This is a genomic window from Acinetobacter sp. P8-3-8 (genome assembly GCF_000214135.1).
Taxonomy (GTDB): domain Bacteria; phylum Pseudomonadota; class Gammaproteobacteria; order Pseudomonadales; family Moraxellaceae; genus Acinetobacter.
In genome coordinates, this window is record NZ_AFIE01000018.1 from 29,923 (window position 1) to 50,191 (window position 20,269).

At 35.5% G+C, this 20,269-nt stretch carries 16 protein-coding genes; 4 read left to right on the forward strand and 12 right to left on the reverse strand.

Translation table 11 applies throughout. The annotated features are described in order from the left end of the window. Window position 1: 1 nt before the first annotated feature. Window positions 2-370 (reverse strand): response regulator, encoded by a 369-nt coding sequence (locus tag GGG_RS0109460; RefSeq protein ID WP_010114187.1) that lies wholly within the window; start codon window positions 368-370, stop codon window positions 2-4. Between the two features lie 25 nt (window positions 371-395). After that, window positions 396-779: a twitching motility response regulator PilG gene (gene pilG / locus GGG_RS0109465; protein WP_004827613.1), complete on the reverse strand. Its 384-nt coding sequence runs from the start codon at window positions 777-779 to the stop codon at window positions 396-398. 285 nt (window positions 780-1,064) lie between these two features. Here pilG and GGG_RS0109470 point away from each other — a divergent pair, with 285 nt between their 5' ends. Continuing rightward, entirely contained in the window at window positions 1,065-1,703 is a 639-nt protein-coding gene (locus GGG_RS0109470) for a hypothetical protein (protein WP_010114188.1), read from the forward strand. 294 nt (window positions 1,704-1,997) lie between these two features. After that, window positions 1,998-3,713: a proline--tRNA ligase gene (locus GGG_RS0109475; RefSeq protein WP_010114190.1), complete on the forward strand. Its 1,716-nt coding sequence runs from the start codon at window positions 1,998-2,000 to the stop codon at window positions 3,711-3,713. A gap of 57 nt (window positions 3,714-3,770) precedes the next feature. On the opposite strand, the gene GGG_RS19655 is transcribed toward GGG_RS0109475, so the two are convergent. The 4 genes from GGG_RS19655 to GGG_RS0109495 all read right to left on the reverse strand — a co-directional run bounded on the left by GGG_RS19655 (window position 3,771) and on the right by GGG_RS0109495 (window position 10,050). Continuing rightward, on the reverse strand, window positions 3,771-6,194 hold the full coding sequence (locus GGG_RS19655; RefSeq protein ID WP_010114192.1) for a DUF6160 family protein: 2,424 nt from the start codon (window positions 6,192-6,194) through the stop codon (window positions 3,771-3,773). Window positions 6,195-6,234: 40 nt separating this feature from the next. Then, window positions 6,235-6,924, reverse strand: a complete 690-nt coding sequence (locus GGG_RS0109485; RefSeq protein ID WP_010114194.1) for a hypothetical protein — start codon at window positions 6,922-6,924, stop codon at window positions 6,235-6,237. A 15-nt stretch (window positions 6,925-6,939) separates the two neighbouring features. Next, entirely contained in the window at window positions 6,940-8,445 is a 1,506-nt protein-coding gene (locus GGG_RS0109490; RefSeq protein WP_010114195.1) for a hypothetical protein, read from the reverse strand. A 252-nt stretch (window positions 8,446-8,697) separates the two neighbouring features. Beyond that, entirely contained in the window at window positions 8,698-10,050 is a 1,353-nt protein-coding gene (locus tag GGG_RS0109495) for a hypothetical protein (RefSeq protein ID WP_010114196.1), read from the reverse strand. 779 nt (window positions 10,051-10,829) lie between these two features. Between GGG_RS0109495 and GGG_RS0109500 the strand changes: the two genes are divergently transcribed. After that, window positions 10,830-11,606 (forward strand): DUF4882 family protein, encoded by a 777-nt coding sequence (locus GGG_RS0109500; RefSeq protein WP_010114197.1) that lies wholly within the window; start codon window positions 10,830-10,832, stop codon window positions 11,604-11,606. Between the two features lie 118 nt (window positions 11,607-11,724). On the opposite strand, the gene GGG_RS21355 is transcribed toward GGG_RS0109500, so the two are convergent. The 5 genes from GGG_RS21355 to GGG_RS0109525 form a co-directional block, all read right to left on the reverse strand. Further along, the gene (locus GGG_RS21355; RefSeq protein ID WP_029574525.1) at window positions 11,725-12,492 is read right to left on the reverse strand and encodes a DUF4882 family protein; all 768 of its coding nucleotides are present in this window, start codon (window positions 12,490-12,492) and stop codon (window positions 11,725-11,727) included. Between the two features lie 247 nt (window positions 12,493-12,739). After that, complete coding sequence (locus tag GGG_RS0109510; protein WP_010114199.1) at window positions 12,740-14,164, reverse strand: hypothetical protein; 1,425 nt, start codon at window positions 14,162-14,164, stop codon at window positions 12,740-12,742. A 332-nt stretch (window positions 14,165-14,496) separates the two neighbouring features. After that, a complete protein-coding gene (locus GGG_RS0109515) occupies window positions 14,497-15,906 on the reverse strand; it encodes a hypothetical protein (RefSeq protein ID WP_010114200.1) in 1,410 nt (469 codons plus the stop codon). Between the two features lie 342 nt (window positions 15,907-16,248). Further along, entirely contained in the window at window positions 16,249-16,818 is a 570-nt protein-coding gene (gene dcd, locus GGG_RS0109520) for a dCTP deaminase (RefSeq protein ID WP_010114202.1), read from the reverse strand. A gap of 147 nt (window positions 16,819-16,965) precedes the next feature. After that, on the reverse strand, window positions 16,966-17,559 hold the full coding sequence (locus GGG_RS0109525) for a LysE family translocator (RefSeq protein WP_010114203.1): 594 nt from the start codon (window positions 17,557-17,559) through the stop codon (window positions 16,966-16,968). A 465-nt stretch (window positions 17,560-18,024) separates the two neighbouring features. On the opposite strand from GGG_RS0109525, the gene GGG_RS0109530 reads away from it, so the two are divergent. After that, complete coding sequence (locus GGG_RS0109530) at window positions 18,025-18,576, forward strand: DUF2062 domain-containing protein (protein ID WP_010114204.1); 552 nt, start codon at window positions 18,025-18,027, stop codon at window positions 18,574-18,576. Between the two features lie 405 nt (window positions 18,577-18,981). Here the strand turns inward: GGG_RS0109530 and apbC are convergent, their stop codons facing one another. Further along, window positions 18,982-20,235, reverse strand: coding sequence for an iron-sulfur cluster carrier protein ApbC (gene apbC / locus GGG_RS0109535; protein ID WP_010114205.1), 1,254 nt, complete (start codon window positions 20,233-20,235; stop codon window positions 18,982-18,984). Window positions 20,236-20,269 lie beyond the last annotated feature (34 nt).

Genomic DNA, 20,269 nt, shown 5'->3' on the forward strand with positions numbered 1-20,269 from the left:
ATTATCCTGCTTGGAGATATTGCTTAATCGTATTGATCAGCTGATTCTCATCTATAGGTTTTGTTAGATAATCGCAAGCACCTTGGCGTTTGCCCCAAACACGATCTGTTTCTTGGTCTTTTGTACTTACAATCACGATTGGAATATGTTTTGTCGTCGCACTACGTGCAATTTGTCGTGTTGCTTGAAATCCATTTACACCAGGCATCACAACATCCATCAACACAAGGTCAGGTAATTCAGCTTGAGCCAACGTTACACCATCTGCACCATTTGTTGCTTCAAGCACCTCAAATCCATGTTTTGTTAGAATTTCTTTAAATCGAAACATTTCAGTTGGTGAATCATCAACAATTAAGATTCTCGCCATTACTTTCTTTCCCCAAAATTAATCTTTATGCACTTACATGATTGCGAATCGCATTTAATAATTCATCTTTACTAAATGGTTTCGTTAAATATTCATCTGAACCAACAACACGTCCTTTTGCCTGATCAAACAGACCATCTTTGCTCGAAAGCATAATGACCGGAATATTTTGATAATTTTGAGAATTTTTAATTAAAGCACAAGTTTGATAGCCATCTAAACGCGGCATCATAATATCAACAAATACGATATCAGGATTTGCTTCAGCGATTTTAGACAGCGCTTCGAAACCATCTACAGCAGTGACAACTTCACAACCCTCTCTTTGCAATAATGTTTCAGCAGTACGACGAATAGTTTTTGAATCATCGATAACCATGACTTTTAGATTTTGAAATTTATCGTCCATTTAATGCCCCTTTGCGCTAGCTTGGATTGAATTGTGCTGAACAGATTTATTTTTACAATTAATCAGCTTTTTTTAACATAAATTAACTAACTTTACCAACAAACATTTCTTGTCATAAATCGCATTAGACTAAAAAAACATTATAAAGCTCACATTAAAAAAAATATTCTGTCTTGTTTTATCAGTTTATTGTTTATTAAAATTTTGTAAACACATAAGATGATCATAGACTGATTTCAAAACCAAGTAAATCAATTTAGTTTTTTGGGGAATGGTAGGCTTTAAATGAACAAAAAAATCAATTGCCAAAGTCTAGGTATAAAAACAAAAAAAATCACACATGTTTTTTTATCGGCTATTCTGCTCAGCACCTGTGCAACAGTCTATGCAGAGCAACAACAGAAAGCAGCATGGTACAGATATTATGATAAAAATGGGGTTGCTAATATTAGTACCTCTGTAACTCCAACACATATCAAATATGGATATGAGGCTTTGGACCGTAACATGCAGGTCATTAAACGCAATAAAGCCTATAGTGTTGAACGTGACTTACAACAATCGACATCACGTGCCTCAGAAGTTCGTAAATTAGAACAAGATGCTCGCTTAAAACGTGCCTATGGTAATTCAACTGTTGCTACGAACAAAAAGAATGAAATTCTACAAAATATTAAACAGCAAATTACACTGCAAAATCAAAATCTTAAACAGCTTCAAAATGACCGTATCTCTTTAAAAAGGCAAGAGATGGAGTATTACCGCAAAGGCAATACCGTGCCTGTCATTCTCAAAGATCGTATCAAATACAATTCGGAAAATATTACACGTAGCAAAGGTTATATTGAAAGTTTACAAAGCAATTATCAGTATACTCAAACCTTTTATGACGACATTATCAATCGCTTAAAAAAGCAAGAATGATGAAAATAGTGGTTAAGTAGAATAGGTTTGATCACTCTAATTTTTAAGATATCCTAATAAATAAACTTACAAAATACTTTCCCCAAAATGTTATATTTGGTTGTTTTTAGCTCTTTTACAACCATCAACCAAGTCTTTAAAAGTATTTTAAAAATAGATCTTTCACAATAAAATTATTGCAATATTAAAACCAGCAAGATTGTTATTTTAAATCAAACTAACATTATCAATGTTCAGCTAATTTTTTTATCGTATAATCTCTGCTTTAAATCTAAGAATTTTAGGATAGTTTCCATGCGCGCGAGTCGCTTTTTATTTGCAACGTTAAGAGAAACCCCAAACGATGCTGAAGTTATTTCACATCAACTGATGTTACGTGCTGGGATGATTCGTAAATTGGCTTCAGGTTTATACAATTGGTTGCCGATGGGTGTACGTGTGTTAAATAAAGTTGAAGCCATTGTTCGTGAAGAAATGAACCGTGCTGGCGCTTTGGAAACTTTAATGCCTGTGACTCAACCTGCTTCTCTTTGGGAAGAGTCTGGTCGTTATGTGCAATACGGTCCTGAATTATTACGTTTTAAAGATCGCCATAACAATGATTTTGTACTTGGCCCGACACATGAAGAAGTGATTACTGACTTAGCGCGCAATGAACTGCAAAGTTATAAACAACTTCCAATAAATTTCTATCAAATTCAGACCAAATTCCGTGATGAAATTCGCCCACGTTTCGGTGTAATGCGTTCACGTGAATTTATTATGAAAGATGCTTATTCATTCCATGTTGATCAAGCATCTTTACAAGAAACTTATGATGTCATGTATGACACTTATTGCCGTATTTTTACACGTTTAGGTCTTAACTTCCGCCCTGTTCAAGCAGATACAGGCTCAATTGGTGGTTCAGGCTCACATGAGTTTCATGTGCTTGCTTCAAGTGGCGAAGATGATATTGCATTCTCTACAGAATCAGATTTTGCAGCTAACGTTGAAATGGCTGAAGCGATTTTAGTCGGTGAGCGTCTTGCACCAACGAAAACACTAGAAGTTGTCGATACACCGAATCAAAAAACCATTGCTGATGTTTCTGCTTTTTTGAACGCTGATCCTGCGCATTCTGTAAAAGCATTATTGGTTCAAGGTATTGCTGATGAAAATGGCAAAACTCCTGTTGTTGCATTGTTCCTTCGTGGCGATCACGAACTCAATGAAATTAAAGCTGAAAAGCATCCGTTGATTGCGAGTCCTTTAACTTTTGCAACAGAACAACAAATTCAAGAAAATGGCTTAGTCACAGGTTTCTGCGGTCCTCAAGGTCTCGTAGAAAAAGGCTTAACCGTTATCATAGATCGTGCTGCTTCTGTTCTATCTGACTTTGTTGCAGGTGCAAATGAAGTGGACAAACATGCTGTAGGTGTAAACTGGGAGCGTGATGCGCAGTTTACTGAAGTATATGACCTACGCAACGTAGTTGAAGGCGATCCTTCTCCAGATGGCAAAGGCACGATTTTAATTAAACGTGGTATCGAAGTTGGTCATATCTTCCAATTAGGTCAGAAATACTCAGAGGCACTCAACTGTAAAGTTTTGGGTGAAGATGGTAGACCTTTAGTCGTGACTATGGGCTGTTATGGTATTGGCGTAACACGTGTTGTTGCTTCTGCGATTGAACAAAACTTTGATGATAAAGGTATTATTTGGCCTGCTGCTATTGCACCTTTTGAAGTTGCGATTGTTCCAATGAATGCACACAAATCTCCACGTACTGTTGAAGCAGCAGAAGCTTTGTATGCTGAATTGCAAGCTGCTGGCTATGACGTACTTTTAGATGATCGTAATGAACGTCCAGGGGTTAAATTCTCTGATCTTGAACTTACAGGTATTCCACACCGTATCGTGATTGGTGAAAAAGGCTTGGATGCAGGTACTTTTGAATATAAAGGTCGTACTGATGCCGAGTCTGTAAATTTAAGCAAAGAAGAGTTATTGGCTAAATTAGTGAAATAATTTTTTATTTTGTGAATAAAAAACCCGCTTAATGCGGGTTTTTTGTGCAGGCTTATTTTAATTAAAGTTAAAGGCGCCATCACGTGGTGTAATTGCCATGCTTGAGCTTAAACGCCCACCTGTAACTGCAATCTCTCCTAAACGCTGAGGGCTTCCTATCGTACCGCCAGTTGCAGGGTATAAATTCACATCTTTTGCTCTAAACACACCATCTTTATTCTTATCTGGATTGAAAATGAAGTTATAGTTAAATCCAACATTATCTTTATTCACAACAATACTGTTATCAAAACCAACTTTACCTGCCAGATTATCTAACCCTAATGTTGAACCATCTGGATCAGCAATTTGTATAACATTATTCATTGCCTGACCTGAATTTAAGTTCATTACACCGACGACATTCAAGGCATTTACACCATCAACCAATTGATTTTGGTCTGTTAATAATGCACGAGGAATCAAGGCAAAATAAATACTTCCGTTTAAACGAACCTTTATACCTGCCAATACATCATTATTGGTCAAGAAGTTATTTGACGGAGCAAAACAGCCCCCTACACTTGTTCCAGTAGGACAAGTCTTATATTTTGCACCAGGTAGATAACCTGCAGCCAATTGTGCTGACATGATCATTTTTAAATCAGGCATACTGACATTCAATTGACCATTTTCCAAGCCAATCGAACCATAGCCATTCAAAAGCATATCAATATTACGTAAACCAAAATAATAATCGGTAGGTGTAATCGTTCCACCTGTATAGTTATTATTATCACCACCATCAATTAATAAAATAGAGGTTGTTTTAGAACCATCAGCACTTACACCTTTGGTACTAATAGAAGCACTAAAACCTAGACGTTCAGAACCCGTTACCCCAGTCAGTGTAGGTGAATAATATGTCGTTGTTCCATTTGCCGTTACTGCATTTCTGCCAATAATAAAATCAGATGATCCATTTGACTGTTTACCATATATCGCCAAATTGGCATTTAAATTATAAATAGGTAAACCCAGCCCCCATTTTGCGGCGGTTGTTGAAGGTAGCTTAGTAGCATCCGTTACATCAGATGATGCTATAAATTGCCCTCGACGAGAAAGTGAAGCGAAATCCATATCTCTGATCGCAATCACTGTACTATAAGGGTTTGCTGTGCCTGCAGCTGTACTAGCAATCGTTTGTATATAATCGTTTGCTGTTGCGAGCTTATTCGTACCACCTAAACTAACTGCAGTTAAACTGGTATTTTCAGGTAATTTAATGGTATTACTATCAACAAGGTTGACATAAATACCATCCATATTCAAACCACCACGGTCAACTGAATTGAGAGCAATACTTGTGGCTCCACTTTCGCTTCCTAAGACACCTTTACGTGTGACCAATGGTGTAATATTTTGGAATCTAAAGCCATAACCAAAAGCACCAGCTCCACCTAACTCCAAAGTTGTTGCCTGATCTGCAGTAATCAAATTATTTGCAACATCACGATCATTGGTAAAATCACCTGCAATTTTCAACTTAATACCCGTTGAACCAACAATTGAGTTTGCTGTAGTTGAACCATTTCTATTTGCATTACCCAATAGACCTTGGTCTACGCTACCTGAACCCACTTGCACAATACCGTTTAGGATTCGCCCACTTGCACCCGCTTGAATTAATCCACGATCATTGATGGCATATTCTAAATTTAAACCTGGTCTATTATTTGCAGTACGAAGTAAATCTGCATATCCTTTTGTAGTCGTCGTTGCTGATGGCGAGTTTGTTGCAATCGTCAACCCTTTGACTGGATCTACATACACATATCCATTTGCTTTAAAATTAAAGTTAAAATTTTTCATTGCAAGGGTATTGATTGTCGAACCTGAACCACCCGAAGGTTGTTTTTGAGCAAGCCCTATATTGACGTTTTGAATACCCAAAACCAAGCTTGCTAAATCATTACCAGAAAATAAACCTTTAGATGTTACCAATTCAAATGTAAGGGGATCATAAGCCTCTATAGACAAAGCGCCTAATGAAGCCGCTGTAGCATCTGCACCATCACACTTTGTACTGTTTGCACATATTTTTATACTGTCTGTGGTGAGTTTCCCTAAAATCGTACTCGTAGAAATCCCTAATCCTACATTCCCTGATGCATTACTATAAACATCCAAAGTGGCTGTTGTACCTAATTTCACTGAAGGGTCTGCCAACGTCCCCCTATTAATCTTCACACCATTAATCGCAGCCTTTAATTGCTGTTCGCCAGTTCCAGTAGATAAACCAGATTGCTCTATCCACGCAACTTGATCAATATTTACATTATTATAATTAATACTCGCTGTGATACCGTCCTGCCCATCTACAGCTCGCATATCACTCTCTGTCATTGCTTGTAATGCATGTGCTGAATTTAGACAAAAATACATACTCAACGTCAAAGTTGAAAGAAGAAATCTTTTTGTTTTTCTAATATCCTGATTCATTTTACTATCCTTATATCCAGCTTTTAGAAACATGCTTTCATTAACAACGTGGATGTGACGCATCACAACTGAACACCATTACTTTGCCATTCAGTGCAATATTTCCATTCATCATCATCCCTGTGAAACCTGTTTCTTTATTTCGATCATATACTGATGCATTTGTAGATGAGTAGGTTGATGTTTTTAAGTAACCATAATCTGAAGCATTAGCACCAACACCCTCAGTTGTCGAAGTACTATTAAAACTATCCTGTTCAATCGATAATGCATTAAAACCAAAATTTCTTACTTGGATCGGAATTGATGCTGTCGTGCTTAATTGAATTGCTGGTTTAATAATTTGTGTGCCACTATCATTTTTATACGTAAGATCAGCACCATCTATACCTAATTTTTGAATATTAATCGTTCCTTGTATCCCTTTAAATACAAGCCACAATTTATGTCCAGAGTCACTATTGGCATCTGAAAAAATATTATTCACATCCCCTGCTTTTTGACTCACAAAACGCTTATTTAATGACATAGCCAATCGACAATATTCAACATTCGCACATAAAGTAGAATCAAAGCTTCCATCACCTTTTTGGTTAAGTGACAATTTTAAAGATAAATCAGCTCCAGCTTGACCTTCTACTGATTGTAGCTCTTGATCTGACAATGGCTCTAAAGCAAATGTAGACACACTCACAAGACTCATAAAAATAAAAAGCATATTTTTTTTCATTGTACTTTTCCTTATTTATAAACCTTTGGTTGTTATTTTCATATGCTGAATCAGCATACCATCGATAGCAGCTGATCCTAAGTTCACCGCTGATGCACCTTTACCAAATGATACACCCACAGCTGATGCTGATTTATCTGCAGTGACTAAATTTTTAACTGGATCATATAAGGTACTTCCGATGGTGATACTACTATGTGTTGCATTCAGCCCTTGATATCCAGCCAAAGCACTCGTCCCACATTGAAAAACATTACACGTTGAACCTAAATACGTTGTTGATGTTGGATTATCATAGTCCGTGTAAATTTTATTATAGATATCAGCTTTATTTGGGATTCGAGCAAGCTCTAAACTAAAGTTCGTCCCATCGGTACCCAAAATAAGTGGTTGATAAAGCGACCCCAAAACTAAATTGCTATTCAGATTATAAATATATATACCTTCAGTAGCATCAAAGACTGGAGCAGTTGTTGCATTCAAAGCAGGTGTGGTTAATAACCCTTGAGCCACTGGTGTAGTACAACCATTTACATTCCCAACACCACACTCTTGCGTACTTAATCTTAAGACTCTAGACATATTAGGAGAACTTATATTCAACCCTCTAGAATCGCCACTATTTAATCGTATAACACCAGCCAAACCTAAAGTATTGTTATAGAACGTACTTAAACCATTACTATTGGTCGCACCATTAAGCGTTTGAAACAATTGGATTCGGCTACCATTGATACTAAAATCATTCCAAACAGCTTGTAATCGCAATCTATTTGCACGAGTTGCATCTGATGCCCCTCCATACATTTGACCTAGATTATATAGTGCTGGATCAGTTTCCCCTTTGCTTTGATCTAAAACAAAAGCATCCGCCCATAAACCAAGTTTTAAACGATAAGCATCTGCTCCAAGAGGATCTGGATTTGTCACTACCGTACCACTACTGTTATAAGTATATTCATATAATGGCGCTTCAAGTGCTAAAAAAGAAACCGAACCTTTATCCGTATTTGGTGTTGTTCCATCCGGTGTAAATGTAGGAACATTATTTTGCGTACCCACTCTTAACAACCACGGGTTTGCAGCAGTACCCCAACTTGAAATTTTTGCAGCAGCTTCACTCGATGCAATTCTCGAGTTGCTATTTCCATCAGATTTTGAAAGCGCCAAACCATAAAGATATAAATCTGCTTTTCCTACAGAGTGATCTGAACTATTCACAAGATTATCTTTGTTTGTGTCTTGCGTTGTTTGTGTAAGAGGACCTACAGGAATGTAATGAATATAACCTGTATCTTTAGTACGGTCTGAAAAAAGTGTAGCTTTGGTCTCATTTGGACCCGCACCACGGAATACCATATAAGCGTCCTGAGGCAATAGCGCTATCCCCTCACCTGTGGTATCACTTAGTTTTTCATCACTCATCGCTTCAAGTGCGAAGCAAGAACTGCTTATACATAAACCTATAAAACTCGCCAAAACGGTTTTATGAAATGTTACCGTATAATTGAGTGTAGTCATCTGTGACCTTCCTGTGTTATACGATGCTCCGCACCATATTTTATTTTATTTCTATATTTTCAGATTAACCTGTACAAACCTCAATCCTTGTTTATACAGTTTTGTTATCTATATCACACTTTATCATATGCAATATTTTGTATTATGACAAAACTTTTTGGACAAAATATATAACTTTCCGATAAACGAATTTTAACCAATAAAAAAGCAATAATAATTAACTTTTATTGCTTTTGAAGAACACTAAATGAATTAACAAAATTTTAAATTACCATAACAATTACGATAAGGTTGTTCCAATAAAGTAATATTTCCATCTCTTGCATTTGAACTAGAAGCGATATTACTTACTAAACTACTTACTTTGTCTGAAATATTCAGTGTAAAAGCATCTTGAAGATACATACTCCAACCTTTACTCACGGCAGCAGCATAATCTGGATATTGTATATTTTGTGCAGATAGCGCAATACCAAATGTATTTGAATTCACATCTATTTGATGAACATTACTTAAGTTATAAGGCATTTGATAGGTGCTTAAACCCGAAACTGTAGTTCCTAAACCTGTCGCTAACTGTTGCTTAATATAATCAGAAATCCCTCCTCTTAATACTGGTAATAGTGCATTACCGATGTTAGCACCAAAAGATCCAGAGCAAATACCAATGATCCTTACACAAGAGTTACTCGTATTCAGCTCTAGCGCTGGAGATGTTGAAGTACCATACATAATATCATCCACAACAGCACTCAAATTCAAACCTTGTATTTTTGCCTGAGTTACACGATTTCCGACCACAGAAACAATCAAACCATTCCGACTAACAGTTGAATAATTCGCCGTAATTTCACTATATTTAACCGAAGCCAAGCCTAGGTTTAAAATTGTTGCATCATCCAAACCTAAAAAAGCACTTGGTGTAGATATCGCCCTCTGATTCCATGTATCTGATCTCACAGGAGAAACATTCGTCTCACCTTGCATTGTTAAGTTTGATTTTCCTGTAAAATAACCACTAAAAGTATTTAAACTCCCAATAGATAATGGACCTTCTGCTTTTTCTGCACCAATACGAACACCAACCACCTCTCGAGTAGAGGCGCTATTCGGATTTTTAATCGCAAATTGAAAATATGGATTTGTTAAAACAAAATCCTTCATATTTTTCTGATTACCAATAGAGTTATTACTATCAAGACCCGTAGGTTGCTTCGGATTTGTCGTTGTAGTTGTAATACAGTAACCAGATGCTCCTGTTATACAACCGAATGAGATATTATCTAAATCCAAATCGCAAGCATCTGCACCATTTGAACCACCACAACCTAATTGCAATTTTTTGATATTAGTATTCAGCTCTAGTTCAGCTTCGAGGCCTAATTTATAAAAACCAATGTTTGCGCTTCCACCTGCACGCTGTCTTTCCAAATTTGCTGTATCTGTAGGTGCAATATATGACAAACTCATAAGTGCTTGACCTGTTGTTTCAGAAAGCTGCTCATCAGACAGACTCATCAACGTCGTTGACGTGGCATGCGTCAAAGGCATTGCAAAAGCACTTAGAGTCAAGAGTGTTAAATATAATGGTTTTATTCTAAACATGAACATCTCCTTATTTTGATCAACTGTGCTGAAAATCGAGCTATACAGCTCAAACCCTAAAAGTTTAGATAAACTTTATAAAATTCAAAACACACAGCTACCAAGATCCTTTTTTATTCAAAAATTAATAATTATGTGACAAATTTAACATTAAAAACTTATAAGTACATTTTTTCCCGATGAGCAAACCGAAAATTAATTAATTTTACTTAATTATTAACATTAAAAATATTTTATTATTTAAGCTAAAATTACGGAGATTAAATTAATACATTAAAGATTTTTATATGATTTTTAATACTTCAAGCCTCAAGGTGACTATCTTTTTACTCTATTATCATCATAAAAGTTAGATTAGAAAAAATGATACAAAAAGTGTCTTTAAACAAGATAAATGGTAAAGTGCCCGTTTTGTAAAAATATAAAACACACAATAAAAAGAATAATTTTATCCCTTTAAGTTTTGAGCTATAAACGACTCAAGTAATTATTTGCATCGAATCAAACATTCAAACAGACAATAGTTAATAAAAATAATTACTAAATTAAAATCATATAGTTATAGTTTTTTTCATTTATAAAAAATCATTATCAGATAAAGCGTACTCAGATTCAAAGTTAGTAAAAACACAGCTTTTGATTTGTATATTTTTACGGTAATTTTACAAAAGAAGTTGTAATCAAAATTGTAGACACCCTCATATAGTTAAATTTATCAGTTTTTGCTATTGCTTGATTTTTAACCTAGACTCCAATTTCACAATTATAAGGGTATTAAAATGAAAAAATTAACAATAGCATTATTAACGGGTTTGATTAGCACGAGTGGATGGAGTGCTTGTACATATAATTTTGATGCAAATCAAACACAGATTACACAAGCATTTAATGGAGCCTCAAAATTCCCAAATGTGAATAGTTCAAAAGTAGATTTCAACTTCACACCCTCTACAAATGACATAGTTTATGCCGCTTTTAGCAGTACATTTGCCAATGCTTTAGCTCAATCTAGAAAAAGCTTTTGGCAAACAACTGGTGATAAACTTATTCAAACAACAGGAATATTAGCTTTTGAATTTAAAATAAAAGTACCCAATTACACTTTACCTCAAGGTGAAACACTTATTTTATTTCCAATAGGAGTGAGTGGGACAACAAGTGGAAATCAAAACTCATTCATGATCATGATCATGCAAGGAAATAATAATGATGATTCTACTGCATTTCATATTGCAGCAGGGGCTTACGGAAGTACTTCACAAGTTACAGAACCCCTTGTAACAACACTTTCTGGTTTCCAAAAGTTCGGTTTTTACATTAATCAAGATACCAAACAAATTGGCTTAACAGTCAATGGTGTAAATAAAGGCTATATCGGAACCTACTCTACTCCAGCAACAAATTTTGCTGCTGACTTTACCGCTCTAATAAAACCATTAGCAACAAATGCTTCAGTTTTAGATCAAAATGTTTCACTTGAACTTATTACCGATCATAATAGTTTAACGGAACCATTTCCTTTAGGCTCAAAAGATATTTGTGGGAATGTTATTTAATTGACCATTCTCTTTTAAAAATATAATTTTAAATTTATATAAGACACTTAAAGCAACAAGTTAAACATCTTACTTGTTGCCTTAAGCTAAGATTCCTCTTTTTACTAACTTCAATAACTTAAAATATTAAAAGCGCATTACAAATATCTGTTGCTCCAGTTGGGTAATTTTTCTTCAGTAAAGTAGCGTCGGTAATTAATTCAACAGAAAGTTCTTTATTCGCATCCTGTGCAGTTGCACCTGTATAGTTTGAACCGACCATAAAGTATATATTTTTTAATTTTGAAGAATAAGAATGCGCATAGCCTTGATTTACACCATTAAATATCACACCCACTTGCTGTGAGTTTTGATTAAAATAAATACCAAAATGTTGATAACCATCTGCAGTATTTTGAGGCTGTAGCACAATTGGAGCCCCCACACTGTTATTTGTGCCACTCTCCATTACTGAGACATAAAAGCTATTCGTTGCACCTAATTTTTGATACATAAGCATAATGGCAAGCCCATCACCATTTTCCATTTTACCCATTGCACCTGCAGGAAACATATTTAACATTGTTCCGCTGTCTGAAATTTTTGGTAATTTAATTTTAAACTCAAAAGCTTTAATACCATTTATTGTTAGATTTCTATCACCATTTACAACCTGAGTATTAGGTGGTGAATTTAACATTCTGCGGGCTATCGTTTTACTCATCGCCGCATAAACTTTTTCACCCAACTCAATCTTGTATGAAACTTTACTACCTAAAACTGCTTGAAAACGATTAGCACCACCAGCTTGCAAATCTTGTTGAGTTGCATTAAAACTGTAATTACACACTGACCATCCACTTGTACTTATTGCACCTACCATAAATCCTAATAATATTTTCTTCATCGTTATATACTCATTACTTATTGTGAATTAAAACTATAAAATAAAAATTTATTTTTTATTAAAACTTCAGATGAAAGGCAAATGTTATTTATATTTATATAATTTTGAGAATAAAAAACTACCAAAAGCATCTTTACACTCCTGGCCGAAAACTACTTCGATCGTTCAACTTTAATCTTAATAAGACTACTCAAACTTAAACAATAAAAAAGCAGCCGAAGCTGCTTATAAAAATTAAGGCTCTAGACTAGCAGAATTTCATTGATCCATAACAGTTAGGAACAAAACTCTGAGCACTCAAAACCTGATTATTCAATGGAAAATCTACAAAAGTTTGCGGCGTCCCAACTGGAGCTCCATTTCCTGGACCTAGATATACTGTTGGTATATTTAAAACTGTTCCAAATAAACACCCAGTAAGACTACACCGTGGAGGATAATTATATAATGCGCCATTAATTGTTGTATTACCTGTATCACCTGGATTTCCCAAAGCTTGTTTTAAACTAGAATCAGGAATATCCACATTATTACTTGGACTAATATTACCAATATCTACACCGCCACCAAATGCTAACCACCATCCTTGTTGTGCAATATTTGCTGCTGCTGCACCAGGCCATTGAATATTTTTACTCTGAAGTGACAAAGAAAAAGAGTTACCATTCACTGGTATTTTATGAATTAGCCCTAAATTTTGATTGACATTCACATTCGCTTTAAGGTTAGCAATCGTCCCACTTACACCTTCCTTCAAAGGTAAGCCCAAAGCAGTAGCTGTAACACAACTCGTTTCCTGCCCTGCTGGGCATTTGAATGTGATATTACCAATATTGGCAATACCTGTAAGCTGTACTGCTGTCTGACGCTTACCATTAACCAATGCTGGGTTAGTTGTAAAGTTTGCTTGAGCACTACTGAGCTCAATATTATAAGTGGAAGCCGTATAATCTACAGGCGCCCACCCTCCCACACATGTCCCGAAGGCCACAAAACCGATACACATTTCCACACGCCCAGTCATATTTCCAATAACTTGGGTCATATTTCTTGGATTTGTTACAGCTGTACCACTTGCAGAATTTAGCTCCATATAACCACTTAAGCTGTTAATACCATTCGGTATACCAACTTTTTGAGCTGTTTGTGAGTTTTCTGTACCGAACGTTAGCATTCCCAGAACACTTTCAGCGCTTAAACGTAATCCTTGAATAGAACGAGTAGAGGCTGAGTTGGGATTTTTAATTGCGAACTCTATGAAAGGATTTGTTAACACAGCATCAGATGCAACCCTTGCTTGTCTATTTGCCGCAGTATCTACAGTATCGCTAACAATTCCACTTAAACTGAAATTATCAATATCAATGTCACAAGCCCCTGCACCATTTACACCACCACATCCTAACTGCATTTTTTTAATATTCGCATTAATTGATAAATCAGCTTCCAAGCCTAATCTATAAAAGCCAATACCAGTATCACCACCACTACGTTTTGCTTCTAAATTAGCTGTATCACTAGGCGCAATATAAGACAAACTCATCAATGCCTGACCCGTGGTATTAGACAATTGCTGATCTGTCATCGGTTGTAGGTTACCAGCATGAGAAGAATTGATTGCTAAGCTACCAAATACTAACAATGCAATATTTAAATGTTTTAACTGGAACATAATATGCTTCCATCCTTAGTAAAGCTTTGGCTTTATTTTTATTCCTTTGCTAAAAATGTTTATTCAAACCATGTATATAACAATTTGAATAAATAACATGAAATCTATCACATAAATTTTAGCGTATATATAATGGTCATTTTTACCATAAAAAATTTAAAAACCGAAATTAAAAAAGAAATTCCCGATAAAAAACAAAAAATTAATTAAATCTAAATAATAATTAAATAAAAACTAAATAAAATATTATATGAATAATAAAAATAAAATCACACTTAACTTTTCAAAAATTAAATAAAAAAGCAGCCAAAGCTGCTTATATAAATATTAAATTAGCAAAATTTTAAAGAACCATAACAGTTAGGCACGAAACTTTGCCCCGCAAGCTTGATTGGATCGAGTTTAAACGGAACTGACGTATTTGGTAGATTAACTGTACCTATAGATAAGCTACCACCAAAGCAGCTGAACCCAGAACAATAAGCCATCGCCCCACCTTCATTATAATGTTTATATAATGCACAATTGATACCTGCCGCATTTCCATTCGAACAGCCTTGAGGTCCCATCGCATCTGCTAAGACAGAGTTTGGAATATCTAAATTATTGGCAGGTGTCAACTTACCAACCTCTACAGGATTATCAAAAGCCATCCACCACCCCTTTAAAGCAGCAGCTTTCATTCCAGGCCATTGAAGCGTTTGACTTTGCAAAGATAACGAAAAAGGGCTATCTACTTTAACTTTATGAACATAACCCAAACTTTCATCCATACTTAAAGCTGCCTGCAATCCAGTTATCGTACCATCAATATCTTTCGTCATATTGAGATCTATAGCTCCAATAACGTCCTGAATATTAATAGCTAATCCTTTTTGGAAAAAGCTCATTGGTTGAATATATGCTGTGCCAGTCACAGGTACCGATTTCAATCGGCTTCCATAAACTGTTGTTTCATTTGTACTAAATGGAGCAGTCGTACTATTTAACGTAATATTATAATTACTAGCGACATAATTACGGATACCAATCCACAGAAAATCAACATCTACTCGTCCAGTCATGCTTTTACCAGTATCCGCTTGTGTCATATTACGACCGTTAACAGTTGCAATTCCTGCACAACCATTAGGATTTGATGCAGCCATACTTGCATTACATCCTTGTGCAGCAATTTGCATATAACCGCTCATCGAATTAATACCATTTGGTGTATCAGAATTTTCTTTCCCAAATGTCAGCATTCCTAAAGCATTTTCTGCGCTTAATCTTATCCCCTTTATCTCCCGAGTAGAGGCTTGATTAGGATTCTGAATTGCAAACTGTATAAACGGGTTTTTTAAAATAGCATCTGAAGCGACACGTGCTTGTCTATTTGCACTTGTATCACTAACTGCATCAACTACACCGCTTAAACTAAAATTATCAATATCAATATCACAATCTCCTGGGCCATTTGCCCCACCGCAACCCAATTGGAGTTTTTTGATATTTGCATTAATCTCTAAATCAGCTTCCAAACCTAATTTATAAAACCCGATATTTGTATTACCACCAGCACGTTTTGCTTCAAGGTTATCTGTATCTGCGGGAGCCACATAAGTCAAACTCATCAGAGCCTGTCCTGTGACCTCAGACATTTGCTGTTCTGTCATGGGCTCTAAACTAACAGCATGAACACAATTCATCAAAAAACTATTAAATACAAATAATGCAAAACTTAAATGTTTAAACTGAAACATAGTATGCTTCTATCCCCTATCAAGCTTAAATTTTATTTTTATTTCTTCGCTAAAATCTGTATTTTAATAATACAAATATGAAAACTATCACGTAAATTTTAACGAATATAGAATGATAGCTTTTACCATACAAATAAAAAATACATAAAATAAAAAGCAATATTTCGGATGAATAACAATATTTTAATATCAACTAAATCATAGTTATAATTTTAATAAACAATAAATAAAATAAAAAACTATAAAATTATGCAAATTAAATCGCATTTTTATTCCAACAAAAAAAAGAGTAAATGATCGTGATCATTTACTCTTTTTAAATTTAAAGATATATAGAGAATTTTAAGCCTTCGGCAAAGTAACACCTGTTTGGCCTTGGTATTTACCACCACGGTCTTTATAAGAAGTTTCGCAGACTTCATCAGACTCAAAAAATAACATTTGAGCCACACCTTCGCCTGCATAAATACGTGCAGGCAAGTTCGTTGTATTAGAAAATTCCAAAGTCACATGACCTTCCCACTCAGGTTCAAGTGGCGTAACATTCACAATAATGCCACAACGTGCATAGGTTGATTTACCTAAGCAAACGGTCAAAACATTACGTGGAATACGGAAATATTCAACGGTACGTGCTAAAGCGAACGAGTTCGGCGGGATGATGCATACATCAGACTCAATGTCGATAAAGCTTTTATCATCAAAGTTTTTAGGATCAACAATCGCAGAGTGAACATTGGTAAATACTTTAAACTCACGTGCACAACGGACATCATAACCATAGCTAGACACGCCATACGAAATGAGTTTTTCACCATTTGCATCATAACGGACTTGGTTTTCTGCATACGGTTCAATCATGCCGTGTTTTTCGCTCATTTCACGAATCCAACGATCAGACTTAATTGCCATTTTTCTATCCCAAAATCTATTTTCAATACTGCGCTGTACTTTAACTGAAAATGCTTTTGAAAGGAATGTTTAAACAGGAATAGAAATGCCTAAGTTCGCTTGGTTGCAAACTTAGGACACAGAGAAAATAAAGAATTTAATAATAAATTAGAGGCTTAGCAATGCTGAGTAACTTAATGGCACAGTAAAACTTACCAGTACCAAAGATGCAGTTCTTTGCATATTACGTTGATTTAACCAACTCACTTGATTACTACAAATAATTGAACCGATAAAAGTCCAAAAGAAAGCAATAGGAACAATAAGCAATAAAAAGCACAGCATATGTGACACGTATGCAGATGCATTTTGCCAAACGTAGGTCGGGAAAATCGCAGAAGCGAATAATAATGCTTTTGGATTCAATAATGTTGCGACAAAAAGTTCACGTGCACGAATACTCGGCTGGTTGAAGTTTTCATCACGATTGGCAGTACGCCATAATTTAAGTGCTAAAAATAGGATATAGCCTGCACTAAATAATTTTAAAATCGTAGGCACAGTTGGAAACTGCTTTGCAACAGTACCAATAATGAGTCCCCACACACTAATGGAGATGAAATACCCTAGCGCTTCTGCAGGAATAAGATTGAGAGATTTTCGAATTCCAACTTGGATTCCAGAAGATGCTAAGAGCGTATTGGTTGGTCCTGGTGTCAAAAGAATCGTCACCACCAAGCCAATAAAAAACCATGAAATCATTAAATGACCTCATCAATGGATTAATTGCAGATTAAATCAGTTGTATTGAATTGGCAAAAAATTATTTGTAAGAGAACATGTTACATTATGTCACATAAATATTTTTTCTATTTTAATTTCATACAGTTAAATGGTCTTAAATGTCATAGAACTGCAAAGTCATCTTACAATTGAATGTATTTTTTGTATCCAAAACTAGATGAAGCATGAACAAATAATTGCTTTAAAATCAGTCTAGTTACTCAATTGGTGATTAAGTCAAAATACAAAGTAATAAATCAGAAATTTGAGTAAAATCAATGACTCATTCATGCTGATTGATTTCAGCTGAATATTTTAAGAAAACTTTCAGCTTTATTGTCTATTCTCTACACAGTTTTTCCCACACACTCATCGGCTCATCCTGATTAAAGCTGTCGTTTCAACCGCTATTGAGGCACAATAGATACCTTTCTTGTATTTTCTATGTTTATGGCAAAGCGTTTTTTTCAGTCTTGGCTTCCTTCTCCTGAAAAAGTCAACAATTTGAAATTTATGAAGATTTTTGGCGACAAAGCCTTAAGTCCTCAGCTTTGGTACGTCAATCGAAAATCCATTTCTAAAGCCATGTTTATTGGCACATTTTGGGGAATTTTACCCATTCCCTTTCATACCGTTCTGATTGTACTTACTGTACTTTTCTTTGAAGCAAATTTACCTATAGGTTTAATCTTAGCGTGGATCATGAATCCATTTACAGTTGTACCTATTTTAATTTTTGCATTTTGGATTGGTTCAAAAATTTATCATGTCCATATGATCAATAAAGACATGCTTCTAGGTGTTTTTCATCAAATTATTCATTGGATTAAAAACTTTGGTCATGGACATATTGATTTTAGTTTAGCCAAGATCCTTGCAACAGGTTTATTTATTGAAGCGATTGTCTTTGCCTCTTTACTGTTTATTGCAACACGTCTGTATTGGCGTTGGAGTGTGGTGAAAAAATGGCGTGAACGTGCTTTAAAAGAATATTAATCCCTAAACATTTAAACTTAAACATCTCATTTAAAATCAAGACTAATCGTAATTTCTAAACCTAAGCTGATCTTTCCAGAAATGATTTATTCTTATCAAAATAAAGCTTTAATTTAAACATTGCTTAGCTCTAAAAGAACAACAGCCCTTATTTAAAGTAATGCTGATCAGTTAAGCGTAATTTTATTATTACTAATTGATAAATCTCCCCTAACCCTGAGCCATATATGGCGCAAGGCAAAAGAGGGGAACTATTGAGAATTTAAAACAATTTTAGATTCCTTGCGCAGCAATGCTGCTCATCCCTCCTTTTTCAAAGGTGAGGAGCATGCTCCGCAAGAGGAGGATTAAAAATGCTTAACTGACTGGTATTACTTACTCAAGTGCTTTTGTATCAATCTAGTATTAGAAAATTCGATGTGGATCTTTTTCAACTTTAGGCAATGTTTGTGCAATTTTTTCTGCAATCGCCATATAACTTTCAACAGCATCATCACCCGCAACTACGGATGGTTTACCTGCATCTGCATTTTCACGGATTTGCACATTCAACGGTAAACGTCCAAGTAATGGAATCTCGTACTGCTGAGAAAGTTGATCACCACCACCTGTACCAAAAATTTGTTCTTCGTGCCCACAGTTTGAACAGATATGTGTCGACATATTTTCAATCACACCAATCACAGGAATCTGAACTTTATTAAACAACTCAATGCCTTTGACAGCATCCATTAATGCAACATTTTGCGGTGTAGTTACAATCACAGCACCTGTTACAGGAATACGTTGTGCAAGGGTCAATTGGATATCACCTGTACCCGGTGGCATATCGATAACCAACACATCTAAATCTGGCCAAAGCGCTTGATTGAACAATTGCATCAACGCCCCTGTAGCTTTTGCACCACGCCATGCGACGGGTGTATTTTGCTTACCAATCAAATGACCAATTGAAAGCACAGCCATACCATATGCTTCTAAAGGTACAAAATTTTCACCTTCAATTTTAGGTGTTTGCCCTTCATTTCCAAGCATGGTCGGAATACTTGGTCCGTAAATATCAGCATCTAAGACACCAACTTTTAGACCCAATTTTTGCAATGCTAAGGCTATGTTTACCGTTGTTGTTGATTTACCAACACCACCTTTACCTGATGAAATCAGAATTACATTCTTAATTCGTGGATGTTTAGGAATATCACGTTGTTGTGGTGCAGCTTTTTGAATCGGTGGATTATTTGGATCTTCTTCCGCTGGAACTGCTGCTGCAGAAGCATCGACCACTGGTGGTAAGTTTTGTTTTTCTGCTTTAGGTTTTGAAGAGCAACTACGCCCTGCTTGACTATGTTGCTCACTTGAACAACTCTGATCATGTTGAATTTTTTGTTGAATCACATGCATATTCAATTCTTGAATACCGCATTTTTCCAATGCATCAGCAAGATCATCATGAATTTTCTGCAAATGGTCTGCTTCTTCAGGAAATGTATTGATCGTCAGTTGTAATACTCGTCCTTCAACATTGATCTGCGTAATCCGATCTTTTAATGCATGATTTGAATCCGGCAAAATATAATTTTGAAGCACCTTTTGGATTTCTTCTTCTTTCACCTCCTGTGCAGGAGAAAAAACCGATTTAAGTGAAGAAAGCCACGACATAGATTTGCTCCAAATTTGCAAATTCAACAATACT